At 69.5% G+C, this 24,217-nt stretch carries 21 protein-coding genes and 3 tRNA genes; 14 read left to right on the top strand and 10 right to left on the bottom strand.

Annotation, left to right across the window (positions count from 1 at the left end; genetic code table 11):
* Positions 1-113 precede the first annotated feature (113 nt).
* Positions 114-1,130 carry a Glu/Leu/Phe/Val family dehydrogenase gene (locus tag ACFO6S_RS01290; RefSeq protein WP_378413382.1) on the top strand — a complete coding sequence of 339 codons (1,017 nt, stop codon included), beginning with the start codon at positions 114-116 and terminating at the stop codon, positions 1,128-1,130.
* Positions 1,131-1,235: 105 nt separating this feature from the next.
* Here the strand turns inward: ACFO6S_RS01290 and ilvD are convergent, their stop codons facing one another.
* Together ilvD and ACFO6S_RS01280 are read right to left on the bottom strand one after the other, a co-directional pair.
* Positions 1,236-3,077, bottom strand: coding sequence for a dihydroxy-acid dehydratase (ilvD, locus tag ACFO6S_RS01285; protein ID WP_378413380.1), 1,842 nt, complete (start codon positions 3,075-3,077; stop codon positions 1,236-1,238).
* 80 nt (positions 3,078-3,157) lie between these two features.
* Positions 3,158-3,631, bottom strand: coding sequence for a PH domain-containing protein (locus tag ACFO6S_RS01280; protein WP_378413379.1), 474 nt, complete (start codon positions 3,629-3,631; stop codon positions 3,158-3,160).
* A gap of 317 nt (positions 3,632-3,948) precedes the next feature.
* Between ACFO6S_RS01280 and ACFO6S_RS01275 the strand changes: the two genes are divergently transcribed.
* The 5 genes from ACFO6S_RS01275 (at position 3,949) to ACFO6S_RS01255 (ending at position 10,460) form a co-directional block, all read left to right on the top strand.
* Positions 3,949-5,901: an acetolactate synthase large subunit gene (locus ACFO6S_RS01275; protein WP_378413377.1), complete on the top strand. Its 1,953-nt coding sequence runs from the start codon at positions 3,949-3,951 to the stop codon at positions 5,899-5,901.
* Positions 5,898-6,401, top strand: coding sequence for an acetolactate synthase small subunit (gene ilvN / locus ACFO6S_RS01270; protein WP_378413375.1), 504 nt, complete (start codon positions 5,898-5,900; stop codon positions 6,399-6,401). The genes ACFO6S_RS01275 and ilvN overlap by 4 nt, the downstream gene beginning before the upstream one ends.
* Before the next feature lie 82 nt (positions 6,402-6,483).
* Positions 6,484-7,485: a ketol-acid reductoisomerase gene (gene ilvC / locus ACFO6S_RS01265; RefSeq protein WP_378414045.1), complete on the top strand. Its 1,002-nt coding sequence runs from the start codon at positions 6,484-6,486 to the stop codon at positions 7,483-7,485.
* Positions 7,486-7,744: 259 nt separating this feature from the next.
* Positions 7,745-9,337 (top strand): phosphoglycerate dehydrogenase, encoded by a 1,593-nt coding sequence (gene serA, locus ACFO6S_RS01260; RefSeq protein WP_378413374.1) that lies wholly within the window; start codon positions 7,745-7,747, stop codon positions 9,335-9,337.
* Positions 9,338-9,446: 109 nt separating this feature from the next.
* On the top strand, positions 9,447-10,460 hold the full coding sequence (locus ACFO6S_RS01255) for a 3-isopropylmalate dehydrogenase (protein ID WP_378413372.1): 1,014 nt from the start codon (positions 9,447-9,449) through the stop codon (positions 10,458-10,460).
* A 9-nt stretch (positions 10,461-10,469) separates the two neighbouring features.
* Here the strand turns inward: ACFO6S_RS01255 and ACFO6S_RS01250 are convergent, their stop codons facing one another.
* Together ACFO6S_RS01250 and ACFO6S_RS01245 are read right to left on the bottom strand one after the other, a co-directional pair.
* A complete protein-coding gene (locus ACFO6S_RS01250; RefSeq protein ID WP_378413370.1) occupies positions 10,470-11,252 on the bottom strand; it encodes a PIG-L deacetylase family protein in 783 nt (260 codons plus the stop codon).
* Entirely contained in the window at positions 11,249-12,442 is a 1,194-nt protein-coding gene (locus ACFO6S_RS01245; RefSeq protein WP_378413368.1) for an MFS transporter, read from the bottom strand. The genes ACFO6S_RS01250 and ACFO6S_RS01245 overlap by 4 nt, the downstream gene beginning before the upstream one ends.
* Before the next feature lie 114 nt (positions 12,443-12,556).
* Here ACFO6S_RS01245 and ACFO6S_RS01240 point away from each other — a divergent pair, with 114 nt between their 5' ends.
* From ACFO6S_RS01240 to ACFO6S_RS01220, 5 genes are all read left to right on the top strand, one after another.
* Positions 12,557-13,330, top strand: coding sequence for a fumarylacetoacetate hydrolase family protein (locus ACFO6S_RS01240; protein ID WP_378413366.1), 774 nt, complete (start codon positions 12,557-12,559; stop codon positions 13,328-13,330).
* Positions 13,331-13,394: 64 nt separating this feature from the next.
* Positions 13,395-14,870 carry a glutamate--tRNA ligase gene (gltX, locus tag ACFO6S_RS01235; RefSeq protein ID WP_378413364.1) on the top strand — a complete coding sequence of 492 codons (1,476 nt, stop codon included), beginning with the start codon at positions 13,395-13,397 and terminating at the stop codon, positions 14,868-14,870.
* A 137-nt stretch (positions 14,871-15,007) separates the two neighbouring features.
* A tRNA-Gln gene (locus ACFO6S_RS01230) sits at positions 15,008-15,079 on the top strand.
* Between the two features lie 133 nt (positions 15,080-15,212).
* A tRNA-Glu gene (locus tag ACFO6S_RS01225) sits at positions 15,213-15,288 on the top strand.
* A gap of 77 nt (positions 15,289-15,365) precedes the next feature.
* A tRNA-Glu gene (locus tag ACFO6S_RS01220) sits at positions 15,366-15,438 on the top strand.
* A 67-nt stretch (positions 15,439-15,505) separates the two neighbouring features.
* On the opposite strand, the gene ACFO6S_RS01215 is transcribed toward ACFO6S_RS01220, so the two are convergent.
* The 3 genes from ACFO6S_RS01215 to ACFO6S_RS01205 form a co-directional block, all read right to left on the bottom strand.
* Positions 15,506-15,673 (bottom strand): DUF5302 domain-containing protein, encoded by a 168-nt coding sequence (locus ACFO6S_RS01215; RefSeq protein ID WP_378413363.1) that lies wholly within the window; start codon positions 15,671-15,673, stop codon positions 15,506-15,508.
* Between the two features lie 87 nt (positions 15,674-15,760).
* On the bottom strand, positions 15,761-16,258 hold the full coding sequence (locus tag ACFO6S_RS01210) for a pyridoxamine 5'-phosphate oxidase family protein (protein ID WP_378413361.1): 498 nt from the start codon (positions 16,256-16,258) through the stop codon (positions 15,761-15,763).
* Between the two features lie 94 nt (positions 16,259-16,352).
* Positions 16,353-17,072, bottom strand: coding sequence for an IclR family transcriptional regulator (locus ACFO6S_RS01205; protein ID WP_378413360.1), 720 nt, complete (start codon positions 17,070-17,072; stop codon positions 16,353-16,355).
* 73 nt (positions 17,073-17,145) lie between these two features.
* On the opposite strand from ACFO6S_RS01205, the gene leuC reads away from it, so the two are divergent.
* The 3 genes from leuC (at position 17,146) to ACFO6S_RS01190 (ending at position 20,093) form a co-directional block, all read left to right on the top strand.
* Positions 17,146-18,579 carry a 3-isopropylmalate dehydratase large subunit gene (gene leuC, locus ACFO6S_RS01200; protein WP_378413359.1) on the top strand — a complete coding sequence of 478 codons (1,434 nt, stop codon included), beginning with the start codon at positions 17,146-17,148 and terminating at the stop codon, positions 18,577-18,579.
* Between the two features lie 31 nt (positions 18,580-18,610).
* Positions 18,611-19,222, top strand: a complete 612-nt coding sequence (leuD, locus tag ACFO6S_RS01195) for a 3-isopropylmalate dehydratase small subunit (protein ID WP_378413357.1) — start codon at positions 18,611-18,613, stop codon at positions 19,220-19,222.
* A 157-nt stretch (positions 19,223-19,379) separates the two neighbouring features.
* Entirely contained in the window at positions 19,380-20,093 is a 714-nt protein-coding gene (locus ACFO6S_RS01190) for an HU family DNA-binding protein (RefSeq protein ID WP_378413355.1), read from the top strand.
* A gap of 119 nt (positions 20,094-20,212) precedes the next feature.
* Here ACFO6S_RS01190 and ACFO6S_RS01185 read toward each other — a convergent pair whose 3' ends face one another.
* The 3 genes from ACFO6S_RS01185 to cofC all read right to left on the bottom strand — a co-directional run bounded on the left by ACFO6S_RS01185 (position 20,213) and on the right by cofC (position 24,129).
* Positions 20,213-21,133, bottom strand: a complete 921-nt coding sequence (locus ACFO6S_RS01185) for an NUDIX hydrolase (protein WP_378413354.1) — start codon at positions 21,131-21,133, stop codon at positions 20,213-20,215.
* A gap of 29 nt (positions 21,134-21,162) precedes the next feature.
* The gene (locus tag ACFO6S_RS01180; RefSeq protein ID WP_378414043.1) at positions 21,163-23,307 is read right to left on the bottom strand and encodes an RNA degradosome polyphosphate kinase; all 2,145 of its coding nucleotides are present in this window, start codon (positions 23,305-23,307) and stop codon (positions 21,163-21,165) included.
* Positions 23,308-23,430: 123 nt separating this feature from the next.
* Positions 23,431-24,129 carry a 2-phospho-L-lactate guanylyltransferase gene (cofC, locus tag ACFO6S_RS01175; protein WP_378413352.1) on the bottom strand — a complete coding sequence of 233 codons (699 nt, stop codon included), beginning with the start codon at positions 24,127-24,129 and terminating at the stop codon, positions 23,431-23,433.
* Between the last annotated feature and the right edge of the window lie 88 nt (positions 24,130-24,217).

Raw genomic sequence — 24,217 nt, 5'->3', positions numbered from 1 at the left:
TTCCCGGCGGGGTCCCGCCGGAACGTGCCACAAGTGCCGTAAATCATTGCCCCACAACGAGCCAACCCCACGAGGGTGGACTTGTCGTGGGCGGAGCATCACAGGAGAGCGTCATGAGCGTCGTGAATTCGCTGGCCGATCAGGACTTCGAGCAGCTGTCGATCCGGCGGACGGAGGGCGGATTCGCGAGCATCGTCGCGGTGCACGACACCACGCTGGGTCCGGCGCTCGGCGGGGTTCGGATCCGCAAGTACGCCAACGACGAACTGGCGGCCGCCGACGCCATGCGGCTGGCGCGCGCGATGACCTTCAAGGCCGCCCTCGCCGGCCTCCCGCTCGGTGGCGGCAAGAGTGTCGTCAACGCGGACCCGTTCGGCGACAAGACCCGGGAGCTGCTCGAGGCACACGGCCGGCACATCGGCATGTTCGGCGGCCGGTACATCCCCGGGGCCGACATGGGCACGGGCAGTGCCGATCTCGAGGTGATCGGCCGGTACGTGCCGCGGGTCTCGAGCGCGGGGCGTGACCCGTCGCCGTACACCGCCCGCGGTGTCGTGGCCTCGATCGCGGCGGTGGCCTCGCACCTGGGCCGCGACGTCGAGGGGCTGCGGGTGGCGGTGCAGGGCGCGGGCAACGTGGGACTGGGTATCGTCGAGCAACTGACCGCCCGCGGGGCCAGCGTCCTGGTCGCCGACCCGGATCCGAGACGGGTGGAGTTGGCGGTGGAAAGCTTTGGCGCGCAGCCGAGTCCGCTTTCCGGCATCCTGCACGCGGAGGTGGACGTGATCTGCCCGGCGGGACCCGGGCAGGTGGTCGACCACGCCGTCGCGGCCCGGCTCTCCGCGGTCGCGGTGGTGGGCGCGGCGAACAACATGTTGTCCGAACCGGAGGTCAGCGCGGCGCTCGCCGCTCGTGGCGTGGTGTACGTGCCCGACTTCGTGTCCAACTCCGGCGGGCTGATCTCGTGCGAGGCGGAGGTGAACGGGGTGAGCGACTTCGTCGACCGGGTCGACCGGATCGGAGAGGTGGTGCTCGAGATCCTCGACTACGCCCGCGCGGCCGGGGTGGACAGCGACACGGCCGCGGTCACGCTCGCGCGCACGCGAATCGCGGAGTTCGCCGCGGCCTGAGCGGCGGGCCCGCGCCCCGGGCGCACGACTCGGCCCCGCCACCCACCGCGTCCGAACGGGACGGGTGGGTGACGGGGCCGAGGGGCTGTCGGTGCGGCGGGGTGATCAGGGCACGTAGCGGACCGCGCCCTTGTCCGCCGAGGTGGCCAGCGCGGCGTAGGCGCGCAGCGCGGTGGTGACGGTGCGCTGGCGGTCCACCGGCTGCCACGGCCGCTCGGAGGCCTCCATCTTCGCCCGGCGCTCCGCGAGCACCGCGTCGTCGACGAGGATCTCGAGGGTGCGGGTGGCGACGTCGATGCGCACCTGGTCGCCGTTCTCGACCAGGCCGATGACGCCGCCCGCCGCGGCCTCGGGGGAGATGTGCCCGATCGACAGGCCCGAGGTGCCGCCGGAGAAGCGGCCGTCGGTGATCAGCGCGCACTCCTTGCCGAGGCCGGAGCCCTTGAGGAAGGCGGTCGGGTGCAGCATCTCCTGCATGCCGGGCCCGCCCTTGGGGCCCTCGTAGCGGACCACGATGACGTCGCCGGCCTTGATCTTCTTCTGCAGGATCACCGAGACGGCCTCCTCCTGCGACTCGACCACCACGGCCGGGCCCTGGAAGGAGAACAGGTCCTCGTCGATGCCCGCGGTCTTGAGGATCGCGCCGTCGACGGCGATGTTGCCGCGCAGCACCACCAGGCCGCCCTCGACGGTGTACGCGTGCTCGAGGTCGCGGATGCAGCCGCCCGCGGCGTCGGTGTCGAGCGAGCTCCAACGGTTGGCCGTGGAGAACGGCTCGGTGGTGCGCACCCCGCCCGGCGCCGCGTGGAAGAGCTCGAGCGCCTCCTCGGATGCCTTGCCGGAGCGGACGTCCCAGGTGTCGAGCCACTCGTCGAAGCTCTTGGTGTGCACCGTCGAGACGTCGGTCTCGAGCAGTCCGCCGCGACGCAGCTCGCCGAGCAGCGCGGGGATTCCGCCGGCCCGGTGCACGTCCTCCATGTGGTAGTCGGAGTTGGGGGAGACCTTCGCCAGGCACGGCACCTTGCGGCTGATCGCGTCGATGGTGTCGAGGTCGAAGTCGACCTCGCCCTCCTGCGCGGCGGCCAGGGTGTGCAGGATGGTGTTGGTGGACCCGCCCATCGCGACGTCCAGTGCCATCGCGTTGCGGAACGCCGCCGGGGTGGCGATGCTGCGCGGCAGCACCGAGTCGTCCTCGTCGCGGTAGTAGCGCAGCGCGGCCTCGACGACGACGGTGCCTGCGCGGGTGAACAGGGCGCGCCGGGCCTCGTGGGTGGCCAGGGTGGAACCGTTGCCGGGCAGTGCCAGGCCGAGCGCCTCGGTCAGGCAGTTCATCGAGTTGGCGGTGAACATGCCGGAGCAGGAGCCGCAGGTGGGGCAGGCGGACCGCTCGACCTCGTCGAGGCCCTCGTCGGAGACCGCCGCGTTCGCGGAGGCGGAGATCGCGGTGATCAGGTCGGTGGGGGCCTGCGCGACGCCGCCGACGACCACCGCCTTGCCTGCCTCCATCGGGCCGCCCGAGACGAACACGGTCGGGATGTTCAGTCGCATCGCGGCATTGAGCATTCCGGGGGTGATCTTGTCGCAGTTGGAGATGCACACCAGCGCGTCGGCGGTGTGCGCGTTGGCCATGTACTCGACCGAGTCGGCGATGATCTCGCGGCTCGGCAGCGAGTACAGCATGCCGCCGTGACCCATCGCGATGCCGTCGTCGACGGCGATGGTGTGGAACTCGCGGGGCACGCCGCCCGCGGCCCACACGGCCTCGGCGACGATGTCACCGACGTCCTTGAGGTGCACGTGGCCGGGGACGAACTGGGTGTAGGAGTTCGCGATCGCGACGATCGGCTTGCCGAAGTCGGAGTCCGTCATTCCCGTGGCGCGCCACAGGGATCGGGCTCCGGCAGCATTGCGGCCGATGGTGGTGGTGCGTGACCTCAACGGGGGCATGGGATGTCCTTCACAATCTGGGCGCTGTCTTGGGCCGTCACTGTCTTCGGTGGAGCCTCCGCGACCAACGTACTCGCGGGTCAGGCCGGGCCGTTCTCCGGCTCGGGGCGGTCGGACTGCTCGGCCTGCTCGGCGTCCCGGGCGTCGCGCTCGGCCTGCGCGGCCTCCCGGGCGGCGCGGTCGGCCGCGGCGTACGGATCGGTGACCCGGCCGCCGCTGGCGGCGGCCAGCTGCGGCAGGCGGCCGAAGGTGACGACGGGCAGCGAGACCTCGCTGCCGTCGGTCAGTTCGGCCCGGGCCCAGCCGTGCTTGGGGAAGCGGAAGCCCTTGAGCTGGCTCCACTCGAGGCTCCGGCTGGAGAACATCCGACGCAGCTGCAGGCCGTCGGCGGTGACCAGGGTGCGCACCCGCAGCGTCCAGACCGCGACGGCGATCGGGATCAGCCACAGGACGGAGACCCAGAGTGGGCTGGCGAAGATGACGAAGGTGAAGCCGAACGCGAGCATCAGGAGCGGCAGGATCGCCAGTCTCGAGATGTGGATGGACTGCTCCACGGTTTCGTCGGTGTGGGAGGATGGACGCGGTGGCACGGGCTGCGATGAGGATGACACAGCTACATCCTCGCATCGCCGCCAGGGCTCTCACATTCTGGGACAGAAAACTCACCAGGTTGACTGTTTATCCTTGATGCGCCTACCTTCGAGCGCGTGAAGCAGAATGAGTTGCTCGTAGTAATCGGCCGGCGCGTCAACGCCTGAGTCGATACGTCAACTCGTCAGCACGACGCGCCACCCTCGTACAGCATTCAATGCTGACGGGGGTTTTTTATTGCCCGGAGCTAGCTGGAAACGTCAAGACCAGAGGATTACGAGTGAGCGCACCAACAGCACGGCCGCAGCCCTCGCCGCGCAAGTCGGGGACGACGGGTCAGCCCGTCCCCGCGGCATCCGCAGCACACCCCGTCGCCCGCCGCCAGGTCGCCCCCGAGCGGGTCACCGGCGCGCAGTCGGTGGTCCGAGCGCTCGAGGAGCTCGAGGTCGACACGGTGTTCGGCATTCCCGGTGGTGCCGTGCTGCCTGTCTACGACCCGCTCTTCGACTCGAAGAAGGTCCGCCACGTCCTGGTCCGGCACGAGCAGGGCGGCGGCCACGCCGCGACCGGCTACGCGCAGGCCACCGGGAAGGTCGGCGTCTGCATGGCCACCTCCGGGCCCGGTGCGACGAACCTGGTGACCCCGCTCGCGGACGCGCAGATGGACTCCGTCCCGGTCGTCGCGATCACCGGCCAGGTCGCGCGCAGCCTGATCGGCACCGACGGCTTCCAGGAAGCGGACATCTCCGGCATCACCATGCCGATCACCAAGCACAACTTCCTGATCACCGACGCCCTCGACATCCCGCGGATCATGGCGGAGGCCTTCTACCTGGCGGCCAGCGGGCGCCCGGGTGCGGTCCTGGTCGACATCCCGAAGGACATCCTGCAGGCGCAGACCACCTTCTCGTGGCCGCCGGAGATGCGGCTGCCCGGCTACCGTCCGGTGTCCAAGCCGCACGGCAAGCAGGTCCGCGAGGCGGCCCGGCTGATCGCCGACTCCAAGTCGCCGGTGTTCTACGTCGGCGGCGGCGTGCTCAAGGCGAACGCGGCCGAGGAGCTGCTCGAGCTCGCGGAGCTGACCGGGATCCCCGTCGTCACCACGCTGATGGCCCGCGGCGTCTTCCCCGACAGCCACCCCCTGCACTGCGGCATGCCCGGCATGCACGGCAAGGTCTCGGCGGTCGCGGCGCTGCAGAAGAGCGACCTGCTGATCACCCTCGGTGCCCGCTTCGACGACCGGGTCACCGGCAAGCTGGACTCGTTCGCGCCCGACGCCAAGGTGATCCACGCCGACATCGACCCGGCCGAGATCGGCAAGAACCGGTACGCGGACGTGCCGATCGTCGGTGACTGCAAGGAGGTCATCGTCGAGCTCATCGAGGCGATCCGGGCCGACAAGGCCACCGGCACCACGATGGACCTGACGAAGTGGTGGGCGTACCTCGACGACCTGCGGCAGACCTACCCGCTGGCCTACGACCGCCCGTCGGACGGCAGGCTCTCGCCCGAGTTCGTGATCGAGGCGGTCGGCCGGCTGGCCGGCCCGGACGCGATCTACTGCGCAGGCGTCGGTCAGCACCAGATGTGGGCCGCGCAGTTCGTGAACTACGAGAAGCCGCGCACCTGGCTGAACTCCGGCGGCCTGGGCACCATGGGCTATGCCGTGCCCGCCGCGATGGGCGCCAAGATGGGCCGGCCCGACGCCGAGGTGTGGGCGATCGACGGCGACGGCTGCTTCCAGATGACCAACCAGGAGCTGGCCACCTGCGCGATCGAGGGCGTGCCGATCAAGGTCGCCCTGGTCAACAACGGCAACCTCGGCATGGTCCGGCAGTGGCAGACGCTCTTCTACGAGGAGCGCTACTCCAACACCAACCTCGGCACGCACGGTGCGGTCCGCATCCCGGACTTCGTCAAGCTGGCGGAGGCCCTGGGCTGCCACGGCATCCGTGTCGAGCGTGAAGAGGACGTCGAGGCCGCGATCCGCGAGGCGCAGTCGATCAACGACAAGCCGGTGGTCATCGACTTCATCGTCAGCGACGACGCCCAGGTGTGGCCGATGGTCGCCGCGGGCACCAGCAACGACGAGATCATGGCGGCCCGGGGCATCCGGCCGCTCTTCGACGACGACGAGTTGACCGCCGAGCCGACCGTCATCAACGAGGCCATGGAACGCGAGCAGCAGGCCGGCGCGTCGGCCGCCGCCACGGACAGCGAGGACACCAAGTGAGCACGAGCCACACCCTCAGCGTTCTCGTCGAGGACAAGCCGGGAGTGCTGGCCCGCGTGGCCGCACTGTTCTCGCGGCGGGGCTTCAACATCGAGTCCCTCGCCGTCGGGGCGACCGAGCTCCCCGAGGTCTCGCGGATGACCATCGTCGTCACCGTCGACGAGTTCCCGCTCGAGCAGGTCACCAAGCAGCTCAACAAGCTCGTCAACGTGCTCAAGATCGTCGAGCAGGAGGGCGACGCCTCCGTCGCCCGCGAGCTGGTGCTGATCAAGGTCCGTGCCGATGCGAACGTCCGTACTCAGGTTCTCGAGACCGTGAACCTGTTCCGCGCCAAGGTGATCGACGTCTCGACCGAGTCGCTGACCATCGAGGCGACCGGCACCCGCTCCAAGCTCGACGCGTTGCTGCGGATGCTGGACCCGTACGGGATCCGTGAGATCGTGCAGTCCGGCGTTGTCGCGGTCGGACGCGGGCCGAAGTCGATCACGGCGGCCCGCTAGTACCTTCAGTACCCGAACCGTCCAAATTTTTTCAGAGCTTTTCAAAGATCACCGAGGAGAGGTAATACCAGTGGCAGTCGAGATGTTCTACGACGATGACGCCGACCTGTCGATCATCCAGGGCCGCAAGGTCGCTGTGATCGGTTACGGCAGCCAGGGCCACGCGCACTCGCTGAGCCTGCGCGATTCGGGCGTCGATGTGCGCATCGGCCTCAAGGACGGCTCCAAGTCCCGCGCCAAGGCGGAAGAGGCCGGCCTGACCGTCGGTACCCCGGCCGAGGTGTCCGAGTGGGCCGACGTCATCATGGTGCTCGCCCCCGACACGGCGCAGGCGTCGATCTTCACCAACGACATCGAGCCCAACCTGAAGGACGGCGACGCGCTGTTCTTCGGTCACGGCCTGAACATCCACTTCGACCTGATCAAGGCACCGGAGTTCGTCACCGTCGGCATGGTCGCCCCCAAGGGCCCCGGCCACCTGGTCCGCCGCCAGTTCGTCGACGGCAAGGGCGTCCCCGCCCTGATCGCCATCGACCAGGACCCCAAGGGTGAGGGCCAGGCGCTCGCGCTGTCCTACGCCAAGGGCATCGGCGGCACCCGCGCGGGCGTCATCAAGACCACGTTCAAGGAAGAGACCGAGACGGACCTCTTCGGCGAGCAGGCCGTGCTCTGCGGCGGCACCGAGGAGCTCGTCAAGACGGGCTTCGAGGTCATGGTCGAGGCCGGCTACGCGCCCGAGATGGCGTACTTCGAGGTGCTGCACGAGCTCAAGCTCATCGTGGACCTCATGTACGAGGGTGGCATCGCCCGGATGAACTACTCGGTGTCCGACACCGCGGAGTTCGGTGGCTACCTCTCCGGCCCGCGCGTCATCGACGCCGGCACCAAGGACCGCATGAAGGCGATCCTGGCCGACATCCAGTCCGGCGAGTTCACCCGTCGCCTGGTCGCCAACGTCGAGAACGGCAACACCGAGCTCGAGGGCCTGCGCAAGGCCAACGCCGAGCACCCGATCGAGGTCACCGGCAAGAAGCTGCGCGACCTGATGAGCTGGGTCGATCGCCCGATCACCGAAACTGCCTAGTCAGTAGTCGGTAGCAGCGCTCCGGCCGTCGCGCCGCAGCACGCACCTGAACCCGGCGCCGCCTCGACGACAGTCCCGACTGTCCCGAAGTGGCGCCGGGTTTTTGGCGTTCCGGGTGCCCACCATGTGGTATCAGGACCCACGAGGTGGATTGTCGGGGAACGGAGACTAGGCTGTTCGGGTCACGGCTGACGTGGGCGCCCGGTGCGGCGACCGGCCGTGGTCGATCCGACCGACATCTACCGCAGGGAGTTCACTCGTGAGCCAGAATGGCCGGCCCGTAGTCCTGATCGCCGACAAGCTTGCACAATCGACCGTCGATGCGCTCGGAGACGGTGTCGAGGTTCGCTGGGTCGACGGCCCGGACCGCCCGGCGCTGCTCGCCGCGGTCCCGGAGGCGGACGCCCTGCTGGTCCGCTCCGCGACCACCGTCGACGCCGAGGTGCTCGCCGTGGCGCCGAAGCTCAAGATCGTCGGCCGCGCAGGCGTCGGGCTCGACAACGTCGACATCCCGGCCGCCACCGAGCGCGGCGTGATGGTCGTCAACGCGCCGACCTCCAACATCCACTCCGCCGCCGAGCACGCCGTCTCGCTGCTGCTCTCGACCGCGCGCCAGATCCCGGCCGCCGACCGCACCCTGCGCGAGAAGACCTGGAAGCGCTCGAGCTTCAACGGCACCGAGATCCTCGGCAAGACCGTCGGCGTCGTCGGCCTCGGCCGCATCGGCCAGCTGTTCGCGCAGCGCCTCGCGGCGTTCGAGACCGAGATCATCGCGTACGACCCCTACCTGCCTGCCGCCCGCGCCGCGCAGCTGGGCATCGAGCTCGTCGACATCGACCAGCTGGTCGAGCGCGCCGACTTCATCTCCGTGCACCTGCCCAAGACCAAGGAGACCGCCGGCCTGCTCAACGCCGAGCGTCTGGCCAAGGCCAAGGACGGCGTCATCATCGTCAACGCCGCCCGCGGCGGTCTGATCGACGAGGACGCGCTCTACGACGCGCTCGTCAACGGCAAGGTCCGCGCCGCCGGTCTCGACGTGTTCAACACCGAGCCGTGCACCGACTCGAAGCTGTTCGACCTCGACAACGTCGTCGTCACCCCGCACCTCGGCGCCTCCACCTCGGAGGCCCAGGACCGCGCGGGCACCGACGTCGCCAAGAGCGTCCTGCTGGCCCTGGCAGGCGAGTTCGTGCCGGACGCCGTCAACGTCTCCGGTGGCCCGGTCGGCGAAGAGGTCGCGCCGTGGCTCGAGCTGGTCCGCAAGCTGGGTCTGCTCGCAGGCACCCTCTCGCCCGAGGCCGTGCAGAACGTGCAGGTCGTCGTCAGCGGTGAGCTGTCCGCCGAGAACGTCCAGATCCTCGGCCTCGCGGCCCTGCGCGGCCTGTTCTCCGCCAGCAGCGACGAGGCCGTCACGTTCGTCAACGCCCCGCAGCTCGCCGAGCAGCGCGGCGTGAGCGTCGAGGTCGAGACGCACAGCGAGGCGCAGAGCCACCGCAGTGCCGTCGAGGTGCGCGCGGTCGCCGCCGACGGCACCGTCACCGCCGTCGCGGGCGCACTGACCGGCCTGCAGCAGGTCGAGAAGATCGTCAACGTCAACGGCCGCAGCTTCGACCTGCGCGCCGAGGGCCACAACATCGTCGTGCACTACGCGGACCGCCCGGGCGTCCTCGGTGTGCTCGGCACCGTGCTCGGCACCGCAGGCATCGACATCCAGGCCGCGGCCCTGAGCCAGGACGTCGAGGGCGAGGGCGCGACCGTCATCCTGCGCGTCGACCGCGTGGTCGGCGACGCCGAGGTCGCGCAGATCGTCGAGCAGCTCGACGCCCGCGTTGCGCAGGTCGACCTGTCCTGATCGGACCCCAAGCACCAACCGCGATGGCCGCGATCGTCTCGTACGGTCGCGGCCGTCGCTGCACAGTCCCGTTTTGTTGCGGCGTCGCCGCGAAGGAAGTGAGTAGTTCATGAAGCTTGCAGTCATTCCCGGTGACGGCATCGGTGTCGAGGTCACGGCCGAGGCGCTCAAGGTGCTGCGGAAGCTGGTCCCGGACGTGGAGACCACCGAGTTCGACCTCGGCGCCAAGCGCTACAACGAGACCGGCGACCTGCTGCCGGACGCGGAGCTCGACGCCATCCGTCAGCACGACGCGATCCTGCTCGGCGCGATCGGCGACCCGCGGTTCGTCGCCCCGGGCATCCTCGAGCGCGGCCTGCTGCTGAACATGCGGTTCCTGCTCGACCACCACGTGAACCTGCGCCCGGCGCGCACCTACCCGGGATCGTCGTCGCCGCTGGCCGCGAACCCGGACATCGACTTCGTCGTGGTTCGCGAGGGCACCGAGGGCCCGTACACCGGCAACGGCGGCTCGATCCGGATCGGCACCCCGCACGAGGTCGCCACCGAGGTCTCGGTCAACACCTGGTTCGGCGCCGAGCGCGTCGTCCGCGCCGCCTACGAGCTGGCGCAGACCCGCCGGGGGCACCTGACCCTGATCCACAAGACCAACGTGCTCTCCAACGCGGGCCGCATCTGGACCCGCGCGATGGAGACCGTGGGTGCGGAGTACCCGGACGTGGAGACGGCGTACTGCCACATCGACGCCGCGACCATCTACATGGTCACCGACCCGGCGCGCTTCGACGTCATCGTCACCGACAACCTGTTCGGCGACATCATCACCGACCTCGCGGGTGCCGTGACCGGTGGCATCGGCCTGGCGGCGTCGGCCAACATCGACGCCTCAGGCACCAACCCGTCGATGTTCGAGCCCGTGCACGGCTCCGCGCCGGACATCGCCGGCCAGGGCATCGCCGACCCGACCGCCGCCATCCTGTCCGCGGCGATGCTGCTGCGCCACCTCGGACGCCCGGAGGACGCCGCCCGCATCGAGGCCGCCGTCGAGGCCGACCTGGCCGCGCGTGGCGACGCCAAGATCGTCACCGCCGAGGTCGGCGACCGGATCGCCGCCGCCCTCTAGGCGCCGCCCTCAGAGCGGCAGCGCGCTCTCGGTCAGGCCCGGCTCGGCCCCGTGCCTTCGGAACCACTCGGTTCCGAACGCGGCGGCGAGCTGGGCCTGATCCATTCCCAGCATCGGGCCGAAGTCGCCGATCTGGGTCTCGTGGATCAGCATCGCGGCCCGCTTGGCGGCCATCGCGGCGGTCACGTCCACGGTCGTGGTGAACGCGTCGGCAGGCAGGCCGATGCTGTCGAGGTCCGGCAGCTCCATGTCCGCGAGATCGGGATTGTGCTGCGCGGCCATCTCCATGATGGCGCGCATGTGGTCGCGGTTGATCGAGGACTCGTACACCGAGTCCATGCCCACCTGCTGCGCCGCCCGCACGCCGACGTTGTGGACCATGATGTGGTCCGGGTGGCCGTAGCCGCCGTTGGGGTCGTAGACGGTGAGCACGTCGGGGCGCTCCTCCTCGAGGACCGCCGCCAGCCTGCTCGAGGCCTCGCCCAGGGCCGCGAGCCGGAACGGGTTGGTCGCGGCAGGCGTCGGCTCGCCCGCCATCCCCGAGTCGCCGTACCCCAGGTGCACGACCCGATCGGCGCCGAGCGTGGCGGCCGACCGCTCGACCTCGTCGCGGCGGCGTCGGGCCAGCGACTCGCCGGGCCGCAGCAGACCGTCGGGCACCTGGCCGGCGGCGCCGTCGGTGGCCACCACCAGCACCACCCGGTGCCCGGCGTCGGCGGCCAGTCGCATCACCCCTCCGGTGCCGAACACCTCGTCGTCGGGATGGGCATGGAAGCAGACCAGAACACTCACCGGTGCATGGTGTCACGGGTGGGCACCAGCGGCACCGCGGCCGCCGGAAACAGTGCCGCGATCGCGAACGCCGCCGGGAAGCCTGCGGCCCCGATCAACCCGCCGAACACCGGGCCGACGGCGGCGGCCGCGAGGAACTGGCCGGTGTTCTGCAGGCCGAGGGCCCGTCCGCCCCAGTACGGGCCTGCGATCTCGGCGACCGCGGTGAAGGCCAGCCCGTTGGGGGAGACGGTGGCGACCGAGGCCACCACCAGCAGCACGATCGCGACGGGGGAGTCGCCGAGCGCGGTCAGCGCCAGCGCCGCCATCGATGCGGTCACCGCGACCGCGACCGTCCGCATCGGGCGCAGCCTGCTGCCGACCCGGTCGGACCAGACCCCGGCCAGCACCCGGCCGGCCGCCCCGCCGAACTGGGCGACGGTGACGGCAAGTCCGGCGGCGGACTCGGACCACCCGCGGTCGGTGACCAGCCAGACCAGCGCGAACGTCCACACCACGTACTGCGGCACCACCAGCAGGACGGAGGCGGCGTGGATGCGCTGGAGCATTCGGCCGCTGCGGTACGGGTTGTCGAGCAGGCCCTGTTCCGCGGCCTGCCGTCGGTCCGGACGCGGCGGGTCGACGATGCCCAGCAGGCAGGCCAGGGCCGCCGCCGCGCACACCACGGCGGCGAAGCCGAGGGCGGCGCCGACGCCGTGTTCGCGCGCCAGGGTCGGAATGGTCATGGCGCCCACCGCCACCCCGAGCGGCAGCGACATCTGACGGATGCCCATCGCCAGGCCGCGTTGCCGCATCGGGAACCAGCCGACCACGACGCGGCCGCTGGCGGCGTTCGCGGCGGCCGCGGCGGCCCCGCCGACGATCAGCAGCGCGGCGAGCGCGGGCAGCGAGTCGGTGGTCGCGGCGGCACCCGCGGCGAGTGCGGCGAGCGCCATGCCGCCGGCGAGGACCATCCGCTCGCCGTACCGGTCGGCCAGCGCACCCCAGAGCACGAGGGTCAGCAGCACGCCGAACACCGGCGCCGCGGCCAGCGTGCCTGCCTGGGCCAGGCTCAGGCCGCGGGTCTCGTGCAGGGTCGGGATCAGGAACGCGGTGCCGTTGACCAGCACGGCCTGGGCGGCCTGGGCGAACACGCCCACGGCCAGGATCAGCCAGCGTCGGCGGCCGATCGCGGGTGCGGTGACGTTCACGAGTGTCTCACTATCTGGATTGTCTATCCCGAGATATGAACTGCTTCGCCAGGCTACCTCCCGCCGCGGCGCTCGGCCGAGGCCGGGTCCCGGGCGGCGGATAGACTCGTCGTCATGCGTCTAGGTCGAGTTGCCAGCCCCGACGGGGTCGCCTTTGTGTCCATCGAGGGAGAGGGTGATGCGCAGACGGCGAAGGAGATTGCCGAGCATCCCTTCGGGAATCCCACCTTCACCGGACGGAGCTGGCCGCTGGCCGACGTCCGCCTGCTGGCCCCGATCCTGGCCAGCAAGGTGATCTGCGTCGGCAAGAACTACGCGGCGCACGCGGCCGAGATGGGCGGCGAGGCCCCGGCGGATCCGGTGATCTTCCTCAAGCCCAACACGTCCATCGTCGGCCCGGGCGCGCCGATCATGCTGCCGCCCAGCTCCAACGAGGTGCACTACGAGGGTGAGCTGGCGATCGTCATCGGCCGTCCCTGCAAGGACGTCCCCGCCGCCAAGGCGCTCGACGTGGTGCTCGGCTACACCGTCGCCAACGACGTCTCGGCGCGTGACCACCAGCGCCACGACGGTCAGTGGACCCGGGCGAAGGGGTACGACACCTTCTGCCCGCTCGGCCCCTGGATCGAGACCTCGCTCGACGCCTCCGACGTGGAGATCAAGACCGAGGTCGGCGGCGAGGTCAAGCAGCGCAGCCGCACTTCGCTGCTGCTGCACGACATTCCGAAGATCATCGAGTGGGTCACCGCGGTGATGACCCTGCTGCCCGGCGACGTCATCCTCACCGGCACCCCCGAGGGTGTCGGGCCGATCGTGGCCGGCGACACCGTCAGTGTGACGATCGAGGGGATCGGCACCCTGACCAACCCCGTGGCGGCCAAGGGCTGAGCGCGGTGGGCGGAGAAGACTAGCCTGTAGGGGACCGACATCCCTTCTCCGACCCAAGTGAGCCATGACCTCCAGCGAAGTGCGCGTCCGATTCTGCCCGTCTCCCACCGGAACCCCGCATGTCGGGTTGATCCGCACGGCCCTGTTCAACTGGGCGTTCGCGCGGCATCACGGCGGCAAGTTCGTCTTCCGGATCGAGGACACCGATGCGGCCCGCGACTCGGAGGAGTCGTACCAGGCGATCCTCGACGCGCTCCGCTGGCTGGGGCTGACCTGGGACGAGGGCCCGGAGGTCGGCGGGCCGCACGAGCCCTACCGCCAGTCGCTGCGTCGTGACCTGCACCTCGAGGTGGTCGCGAAGCTGCTCGCCGCGGGCGAGGCCTACGAGTCCTTCTCGACGCCCGAGGAGGTCGAGGCCCGGCACAAGGCCGCCGGCCGCGACCCGAAGCTCGGCTACGACAACTACGACCGCGAGCTCACCGCCGAGCAGCGTCAGGCGTTCCTCGACGAGGGTCGCAAGCCCGTCGTGCGGCTGCGGATGCCCGACCACGACCTGACCTGGCACGACCTGGTCCGCGGCGAGACCACCTTCAAGGCGGGCACGGTGCCGGACTTCGCCCTCACCCGTGGCAACGGCGTCCCGCTGTACACCCTGGTCAACCCGGTCGACGACGCGCTGATGAACATCACGCACGTGCTGCGCGGCGAGGACCTGCTCTCCTCCACGCCCCGTCAGCTGGCCCTCTACGAGGCGATGCAGCGCATCGGCGTGGCCTCGTTCACGCCCGAGTTCGGTCACCTGCCGTTCGTGATGGGACAGGGCAACAAGAAGCTCTCCAAGCGCGACCCCGAGTCGAACCTGTTCATCCACCGCGACCGCGGCTTCATCCCCGAGGGGCTGCTGAACTACCTGGCGCTGCTGGGCTGGAGCATCGCCGACGACCACGACGTGTTCAGCATCGCCGAGATGGTCGAGGCGTTCGACATCTCGAAGGTGAACTCCAACCCGGCCCGCTTCGACCAGAAGAAGGCCGACGCCATCAACGCGGAGCAGATCCGGTTGCTGACCCCGGAGGACTTCGCCGGGCGCCTGCGGGCGTTCCTGGCCGCCCAGGGCCACCCGGTGGACGCCGTGGACCCACAGGCGTTCGACGTCGCAGCGGACCTCGTGCAGACCCGCATCGTGGTGCTCTCGGACGCGTGGGACCTGCTCAAGTTCCTGTTCGTCGACGAGGCCGACTTCGCGATCGACCCGGCCGCCGCCGCGAAGAACCTGGGCGCCGATTCCGCGCCCGTGCTGGACGCCACCATCGATGCGCTCGACGCGTTGGAGACGTGGGCGACCGCGGACCTGGAGGAGTCCCTCAAGGCCGCGCTGATCGAGCGCCTGGAACTCAAGCCGCGTAAGGCATTCGCCCCCGTGCGCGTCGCGGTGTCGGGTTCGCACATCAGCCCGCCCCTGTACGAGTCGATGGAACTGCTCGGCCGGGAGAAGACCCTCGGCCGGCTGCGGGCGGCCCGCGCGCAGCTCGACGGATAGCCCCACTTCGGCGGTCAGGGGGCAAATTTAGCCCCCTGACCAGCCGATTTGGAGAAACGTAGGGGGGCTTTGATAGTGTTCTCCTCGTTCGAAGGGAGCGGCCAAGCCGAGAGGCGCGGACGAGCCCGGGAACGCTTTGGGGTATGGTGTAATTGGCAACACAGCGGTTTCTGGTACCGCCATTCTAGGTTCGAGTCCTGGTACCCCAGCGGAGAGTTCGAGTGATTTTGACTCTGAACTCCGGCCAGCTAAGCTAGCCGAGCTTCCAATGAATTCGGAAGCGTTCCAACGTGTCGCGAGCAGGTGGTGGCACAGCATGAAGTGTGCATCTTGAAATGTTCTGGCCCCGTCGTCTAGCGGCCTAGGACGCCGCCCTCTCAAGGCGGTAGCGCGGGTTCGAATCCCGTCGGGGCTACCAAGAGAATCACCCTCCGGTCATCGATCGGGGGGTTTTCTTTTGACAAGAATGATTGAGCGCACACAGCAGAAGTTCCTGGCCCCGTCGTCTAGCGGCCTAGGACGCCGCCCTCTCAAGGCGGTAGCGCGGGTTCGAATCCCGTCGGGGCTACAGAAGTGAGAAAGACCCTCCGGCTCGTGGCCGGAGGGTCTTTCTCGTTCTCGGGTCCTGGTGCTTCCTATCCGCTCTTGCGGCGGAACTCGCGCTTGTGGTCGGCGGATCCGTGCGTGTGGTGGATCTTCGAGTCGCCGGCAGTGGCGGACCCGGGGCCCGCGTTCTTCTCGTTCTTGCGGTCCAGTGCCTCGCGGAACTGCTGCTTGATCTTGTCGTTCTCGGATTCGGTCACGGTGCGTTCCTCCTGTTGTCGGGTCGCACCGTGACCGTACCGCGGTGCGCGCGCCACGTCGCGCGGATTTCCATGGGTGCCGAGGTGCTAGAGGTACTGCGCGGTGGAGCCGCCGACGGGCAGCTCGGGCAGACCGAGCTTGCGATGGTCCCAGGACCGCACCCGCTCGGGCTTGACCCGCACCGCCACCCGCTTGTGCAGCATCATCTGGATGGCCGGGTCGACGTCCGCGGTGTACGGGCCGGTGTAGCGCTCCCAGATGCCCACGCCCACCTGCCAGAGGGCATCCGCGTCCTCGATGATCTCGGCGGTGCCCTCGAAGGAGACGCCGCGCAGGGTGTCGTAGGTGTTGCCGTCCTCGATCATCACGGTGATCCGGTTGTCCCGGCGGAGGTTGACGGCCTTCTGCGACTTGAGCTTCGTCTCGAACCACAGCTCGCCGTCGATCACCGCGTACCACATGGCAATCAGGTGCGGGGCGCCCTTGGCGCCGACGGTGGCCATGGTGGCAACCCGGCTTCGCTCGACGAACTGCGTGATCTCGGACTCGGTCATCGTGATCTGAGATCGTTGGTTGGTGCCCACTGCGAAATCCTCCAAGGGATTGGAATCTGTTGGTCGCAAGCACTGTCCCACGGGCCGCCCGGCCTCCGCTGTCGATCCGGACGGCCCCGGCGCGTCAGAGCCGCTTGTGCAGTGCCTCGGCCGCGGCCAGGAGGTCGGCGGCCCAGCGGGCGCCCGGCCGGCGACCCATCCGGTCGATGGGGCCGGAGACGGAGATCGCGGCGATCACGACGCCCGCACGGTCACGCACCGGCGCGGCCACGCTCGCGACCCCGGACTCGCGTTCGGCGGCGCTCTGCGCCCAGCCGCGCTTGCGGACCTCGGCGAGGACCCGCTCGCTGAACAGGGCGTCGGCGAGGACCGTCCGCTGCACCTGCGGCTCGGCCCACGCGAGCAGCACCTTGGCTCCGGAGCCGGCCGTCATCGGCAGCCGGGCGCCGACCAGCACCGTGTCGCGGAGTCCGGTCGGCGGCTCCATCGAGGCGATGCAGACCCGCTGCAGTCCCTCGCGGCGGTACAGCTGGACGCTCTCGCCGGTGATCTCGCGCAGTCGGGGCAGCACCATCGCCGCGGCCTCGAGCAGGCTGTCGTGGGCGGTCGGGGCCAGTTCGGCCAGGCCGGGGCCCGGTCGCCAGAGTCCGTCGCCGTCCCGTGCCAGCAGTCGGTGCACCTCGAGTCCGACCGCGAGCCGGTGGGCCGTGGCGCGGGGCAGTCCGGTGCGGGCGCACAGCTCGCCGAGATTGCACGGCTGTTCCGCGACCGCATACAAGACCGCCATCGCCTTGTCGAGGACCCCGATCCCGCTGGAGGCGGGAGAACCGCTATGCTTTCTCATAGGCCGATACTATCGTCTCGTATGCTGAGATGGAAATCTGGAACGGTTCGGACCCGCGGATCGAGAGAATGAGGTGGAGAGCATGGCGAGCAGAGGGCGCACGCTGGCAGAGAAGGTGTGGGACGACCACGTCGTCGTCCAGGGCGAGGGCGAGGGCGCCTCGCGTAACCCTGACCTGATCTACATCGACCTGCATCTGGTGCACGAGGTGACCAGTCCGCAGGCATTCGACGGGCTCCGACTGGCCGGCCGTCCGCTTCGCCGTCCCGACCTCACCATCGCGACCGAGGACCACAACGTCCCGACCGTCGACATCGACAAGCCGATCGCCGATCCGGTGTCCAAGACGCAGGTCGACACGCTTCGTCGCAACTGCGCGGAGTTCGGCGTCCGCCTGCACTCTATGGGCGACCTCGACCAGGGCATCGTGCACGTGGTCGGACCCCAGCTCGGTCTGACCCAGCCCGGCATGACGGTGGTGTGCGGCGACAGCCACACCTCCACCCACGGGGCCTTCGGCGCGCTCGCCATGGGCATCGGCACCAGCGAGGTCGAGCACGTGATGGCGACCCAGACGCTGTCGCTGCGCCCCTTCCGGACGATGGCCGTCACCGTCGACGGCGAACTGCAGCCGGGAGTCACGAGCAAGGACCTGATCCTCGCGGTGATTGCGAAGATCGGCACCGGCGGCGGCCAGGGCTACGTGCTCGAGTACCGCGGCGAGGCGATCCGGAAGTTGTCGATGGAATCGCGAATGACCATCTGCAACATGTCCATCGAGGCGGGCGCACGGGCAGGCATGATCGCGCCCGACGAGACGACCTACGAGTTCATCAAGGGCCGCCCGCACGCCCCGCAGGGTGCGGACTGGGATGCGGCCGTGGCGGCCTGGTCGCAGTTGAAGACCGACGACGACGCGGTGTTCGACAACGAGGTGCGCATCGACGCGAGCACGTTGACCCCGTTCGTCACCTGGGGCACCAACCCGGGACAGGGTGCCCCGCTGGGCGAGAAGGTGCCGAACCCGGCCGACATCGTCGACGAGAGCGAGCGGGCGGCGGCCGAGAAGGCGCTGACGTACATGGGTCTGGAGGCGGGCACGCCGCTGCGTGAGGTCGCCGTGGACACCGTGTTCGTCGGATCCTGCACCAATGGTCGGATCGAGGACCTGCGTGAGGTGGCGGGCGTGCTGGAGGGTCGCAAGGTGGCTGCCGGTGTGCGGATGCTCATCGTCCCGGGCTCGATGCGGGTCCGTGTCGAGGCCGAGAAGGAGGGTCTGGGTGAGATTTTCACCGCCGCGGGCGCCGAGTGGCGCCAGGCCGGTTGCTCGATGTGCCTGGGCATGAACCCCGACCAGTTGGCCTCGGGGGAGCGTTCGGCGTCGACCTCCAACCGCAATTTCGAGGGTCGCCAGGGCAAGGGCGGACGCACTCACCTGGTCTCACCGCTGGTGGCGGCCGCGACGGCGGTGCGCGGCACGCTGTCCGCGCCGGCCGACCTGGACTGACGACCACTTCGTACGAGTAGGAGATATTTCGATGGAAGCCTTCACGACTCACACCGGCATCGGCGTCCCCCTGCGACGGTCCAATGTCGACACCGACCAGATCATCCCGGCCGTTTTCCTAAAGCGCGTCACCCGTACCGGTTTCGAGGACGGCCTGTTCGCGGGCTGGCGCACCGACCCCGAGTTCATTCTCAACGTCCCGCCGTACGATCGCGGCTCGGTCCTGGTGGCCGGACCCGACTTCGGCACCGGTTCCTCCCGCGAGCACGCGGTGTGGGCGCTCTCGGACTTCGGTTTTCGGGTGGTCATCGCCTCCCGGTTCGCGGACATCTTCCGCGGCAACGCAGGCAAGGCCGGTCTGCTGGCCGCCCAGGTGGACCAGTCCGACGTCGAACTGCTCTGGAAGGCGCTCGAGGAGCAGCCGGGTCTGGAACTTGTCGTAGATCTCACTGAGCGCAACGTCACAGCTGGAACCTTGGTGGTGCCCTTTACGATTGACGACTACACGCGGTGGCGTCTGCTCGAGGGCCTCGACGACATCGGTTTGACGTTGCGCCAGGTAGAGGCGATTTCAAGCTTCGAAAAGGCAAGGCCTTCATGGAAACCGGTCACTCTCCCGGCGCTCGTCGACGAGGCGAACTGACCCGGGAAACCAACCGGAACCCGGTACCGTGAAGGGGCGCCACGCCGCTGAGAGCAGCATGAGAATTGGCGTGGCACATAGACTCCTGCACTTTTCGGGTTTACCGTGATTGATAGTCGGTCCGACAATGGGCCATTTGGTCTGCGGAGGAAAACCCATGAACAAGGCAGAGCTCATTGATCAGCTGACCGAGCGACTCAACTCGGACAGGCGCAGCGCGACAGAGGCAGTCGAGCACATCGTGGACATCATCGTCCGCGCCGTGCACTCCGGTGAGAACGTCACCATCACCGGATTCGGTGTCTTCGAGCAGCGTCGTCGCGCGGCCCGCGTGGCCCGCAACCCGCGCACCGGCGAGACCGTCAAGGTCAAGCCGACCTCGGTTCCGGCGTTCCGTCCGGGTGCTCAGTTCAAGGCAGTGATCGCGGGCAAGCAGAAGCTGCCGGCCAGCGGTCCTGCGGTCAAGCGTGGCTCCGCGGTGGCGGCGCCGGCCAAGAAGGCGGCGGCGAAGAAGGCGGCGGCGGCCAAGAAGACGGTCGCGAAGAAGGCGGCACCGGCCAAGAAGACGGTCGCCAAGAAGACCGCGCCCGCGAAGGCGGCACCGGCGAAGAAGACGGTCGCCAAGAAGACCGCGCCCGCGAAGGCGGCACCGGCCAAGAAGGCGGCACCGGCCAAGAAGACCGTCGCCAAGAAGGCGGCACCGGCCAAGAAGACGGTCGCCAAGAAGACCACGCCCGCGAAGGCGGCACCGGCCAAGAAGACCGTCGCGAAGAAGGCGGCACCGGCCAAGAAGACGGTCGCGAAGAAGGCGGCACCGGCCAAGAAGGCGCCCGCGAAGAAGGCACCGGCCAAGAAGGCCGCGCGCAGGTAGACCGACTGCGCACGCAGCTGCGTGCGGCAATGCATCGAGCAGCACAGGGCGGTGACGGGAATTCCCGTCACCGCCCTGCTTGCGTTCGGCGCTGGGCCGCGTTCAGCGCAGTGCCGCGTTCAGAGGTCGGGCAGCGCGCTGTCGATGTGGTTGGCGGCCACGAGTTTTCCACCGGACAGCGAGAGCACCCAGGTGCTGCCCTTGCGGTTGCGGGCGGGCGGCAGGGTCAGACCGTCCCGCTCGGCCCACCAGGTGACCAGGTCCGGAATGACACCGCCCTGGCTGCAGATCACCTGGACGCCGCCGCGGGCCGCGATCTTCCGGGCCAGCGAGCGGGCGGCGGCCGGATCCTCGGTGTAGGACTCCTCGGACAGCGCCGGCTCGACGTCGATGCCGACGCCGAGCGCGGCTGCCAGCGGTTCCATGGTCTGGATGCACCGGGCCCGGTCGGCGGCGTGAATCTCGGTGGCCCCGAACGCCTGGAGCAGCTTCGACAGTGCGAGGGCCTGGGTGCGGCCGTGTTTGTCCAGGGGCCGGTCGGTGTCCTCGCCGGTGAAGCGGGCCCGGCGTCCGGCCTTCGCGTGCCGGACCAGCAACACGGTGGTGGTGTCGGCGGGCACCGACATGAACCGTCGCATCACCTTGAGGTCGACGGAGTAGGACAGCGCTCCCGGTACCTCGTCGGGGGGGAGCCAGCGCAGCTCGTCCACCTCGTTGTTCGGGACGAACTCGCCGTCGCGGGCCTCGGCGGCCCAGTAGTCGACCCGTTTGCGCCGACGGTGGCCGGGGATCTCGTAGGCGATGCGGGTGACGTGCCTGCCGAGCTGGACCCGGTGGCCGGTCTCCTCCTCCACCTCGCGCAGCGCAGCGACCACCGGTGTCTCGCCGGGGTCGAGCTTGCCCTTGGGGAACGACCAGTCGTCGTAGCGGGGTCGGTGGATCAGCCCGATCTCGATCTCGTAAGGGTTGGACGGTGCCTTGCGCCAGAGCACTGCGCCCGCGGCGAAGATGTTGGCCTTGATCGGTCGGTCCGAGCTCACGATCGTCCTTTCCTCACGGTGGGAGAAGGCTAGGCGCCGCGGCCGCGGCGGGAGCGCATCAGCTCCTGCTGGTGTTCGCGGACCTTCTCGCCGCGTGCGGGGGAGGCCGCCCAGTGACCGTCGGACTCGAGGACCCAGCACCGCGTCGTCGGATCGAGGGCGGAGTCGAAGATCTCGCTGAGCTGGGTGGCCAGCTTCGGCTCCTTCACCTGCGCCATCACCTCGACGCGGCGGTCGAGGTTGCGGTGCATCATGTCGGCGCTGCCGATCCAGTACTCGTCGGCACCGACGAAGTGCATGATCCGTGAGTGTTCGAGGAATCGGCCGAGAATCGACCGCACCTCGATGTTCTCACTCATGCCGGGCACTCCCGGCCGGAGCGCGCAGATTCCGCGCACCACCACCTCGACGGGCACCCCGGCCTGCGAGGCGCGGTAGAGCGCGTCGATGACCTGCTCGTCGACGAGGGCGTTGGCCTTCAGTCGCACGCCGGCGGGGCGGCCGGCCAGCTTGTGGGCGACCTCCGCGTTGATCCGCTCGACGATGCCGGAGCGGACCCCGTACGGCGCGACGAGGAGGTTGCGATAGTTGGCCTTTCGCGAGTAGCCGGTCAGCGAGTTGAACAGGTCCGTCAGGTCCGCGCCGATCTCCGGCGCGGCACTGAACAGGCCCACGTCCTCGTACATCCGGGCGGTCTTCGGGTTGTAGTTGCCGGTGCCGATGTGGCAGTAGCGGCGGATCGTCGAGCCCTCGCGGCGGACCACCAGGCAGGTCTTGCAGTGGGTCTTGAGCCCGACCAGCCCGTACACCACGTGCACGCCGGCCTGTTCGAGCTTGCGGGCCCACTTGATGTTCGCCTGCTCGTCGAAGCGGGCCTTGATCTCCACCAGCGCGACCACCTGCTTGCCTGCCTCCGCCGCGTCGATCAACGCGTTGACGATCGGCGAGTCACCGGAGGTGCGGTAGAGGGTCTGCTTGATCGCCAGCACGTGCGGGTCGGCGGCGGCCTGTTCGATGAACCGCTGCACGCTGGTCGAGAACGAGTCGTAGGGATGGTGCACCAGCACGTCGCCGTCCCGCAGCGTCGAGAAGACGCTCTTGGGCGTCTCGCGCTCGCCGAACGCGGGATGGGTGGCAGGCACGAACGGTGCGTCCTTCAGCCGCGGGATGTCCACCCCGTAGACCTGCCACAGGCACGACAGGTCGAGCAGCCCCGGCAGCTGGATGACGTCGCCCGGGTCGACGTCGAGTTCGCGCAGCAGCAGTTCGAGCATGTGCTCGGTCATGTCGTCGGCGACCTCGAGTCGCACCGGCGAGCCGAACCGGCGCCGGGCGAGTTCGCGCTCGAGCGCCTGCAGCAGGTCCTCGTCGCGGTCCTCCTCGACCTCGAAGTCCGCGTTGCGGGTGACCCGGAAGGCGTGGTGCTCGACGATGTCCATGCCGGGGAACAGGACGTTCAGGTGTGCCGCGATGAGCGCCTCGGTGGGCAGGAACGCCGGGATGGCGGACGGCGAGTCCGGGCGGTTGACGCGCACGAAGCGGTCGACGTTGTCCGGCACCTTCACCCTGGCGAAGTGCTCGCCGCCGGTGGAGCGGTCCCTGACGGTCACGGCGAGGTTCAGGCTCAGCCCGCTGATGTAGGGGAACGGGTGCGCCGGGTCCACCGCCAGCGGCGTCAGCACCGGGAACACCTGCTCCTGGAAGTAGTCCGAGAGCCGGCGTTCCTCGTCCGGGGTCAGGTCCGCCCAGCCGATGATCGAGATGCCCTCGTCGGCGAGGGCGGGCAGCAGGCAGTCGAGGAAGGTCCGGGCGTGCTTCTCGGCGATCTCCTGGGAGCGACGGTTGATCAGCGCGAGCTGCTCGCGGGGGGTCAGGCCGTCGGCCGAGCGGACCGACAGTCCGGTCTCGTCACGCCGCTTGAGCCCCGCGACCCGCACCATGTAGAACTCGTCGAGGTTGGAGGCGAAGATCGCCAGGAACTTGGCCCGCTCGAGCAGCGGCAGCGACGGGTCCTGGGCCAGGGTGAGCACCCGGGTGTTGAAGTCCAGCCAGCTCAGTTCGCGGTTGAGGTACCGGTCCTCCGGCAGCGGGTCGTGCCCGCCGTCGACGGGAAGCGGGGTGGTGGCGGGCGGCGAGGTGGGAATGACCGGCAGCTGGTTCGTGACCGTGCCCAGCCGCTCGCGCTCGGCGGCTACGGAGGTGCGAGTGGTTCCGGTCTCGTGTCGTACGTTCTCGGCGTTGGTCACCGCTCGATCATCCCCCAGGTCGAGGGTGCGCGACAATCGGCAACGCCGATCTCAGGTGAACTTCAGGGTGGCCGCGGAGGTACGGTTCCAGTCGATTCGGCGGAGCTGACGTGCGGTGGCGGAACCGGGGCCGAGCGCGGCCGCCGCGTCGAGGTCCTCCGCGGTGTCCACGTCGAGTCGCAGTCCGGGCCAGTGGCCGGTCAATGCGGTTGCGCCGGAACCGAGGTGGCGCGCCGCGGAGTCCGGCCCGAATCGCGGGTCGAGGCCGGCGGCGAGGTCTGCGACGATCAGTGCGGCGGTCCCGGTGCCGTGGTGGTCGACCACGATCGACCGCGGGTGCGACGCCGCCGCGGTCAGCGCCGAGTCCAGCTCGTCGCCGCGCAGGCACGGCAGGTCGCCCTGCAACGCCACCAGCGCGGTGTGGTCGACCGCGGAGTCCGGGTGCTCCGCGGCGGCGCGCAGCACGGTGTTCAGCGGGTCGTCCACGGGCGTCCGGGGGTCCGGCAGCCAGTCGGCGCCGTACTCCCGCCCGAGCGCGACCACCCGGGGATCCGGGGTGATCACGGTGATCCGGCCGACGGACGAGGCGGCGCGCGCGGCGGCGAGGGTGTCGGCCAGCATCGCCAGCACCAGGTCGGTTCGCTCGTCGGGCGCCAACCGTCCGGCCAACCGGGTCTTGGCCCGGCGCAGCTCCTTGACCGCAATCAGCACGTGCGCGCGTGGCGGCGGCGTGCGGTGTGCGGTGTTCATGCCGTCGATCCTGCCAGCACCGGCCGGCGGCGCGCAGAGGGTGGCACCCCGCCGGTCGGTTACTGACAGAATGCGTGTGAGTGGGCGG

Origin of the sequence: Rhodococcus kronopolitis, from assembly GCF_042654025.1 — a bacterium.
GTDB classification, from domain to species: domain Bacteria; phylum Actinomycetota; class Actinomycetes; order Mycobacteriales; family Mycobacteriaceae; genus Rhodococcus_G; species Rhodococcus_G kronopolitis.
The sequence above is the reverse complement of the archived record's forward strand: the minus strand, read 5'-3'. Positions and strand labels throughout refer to the sequence as shown.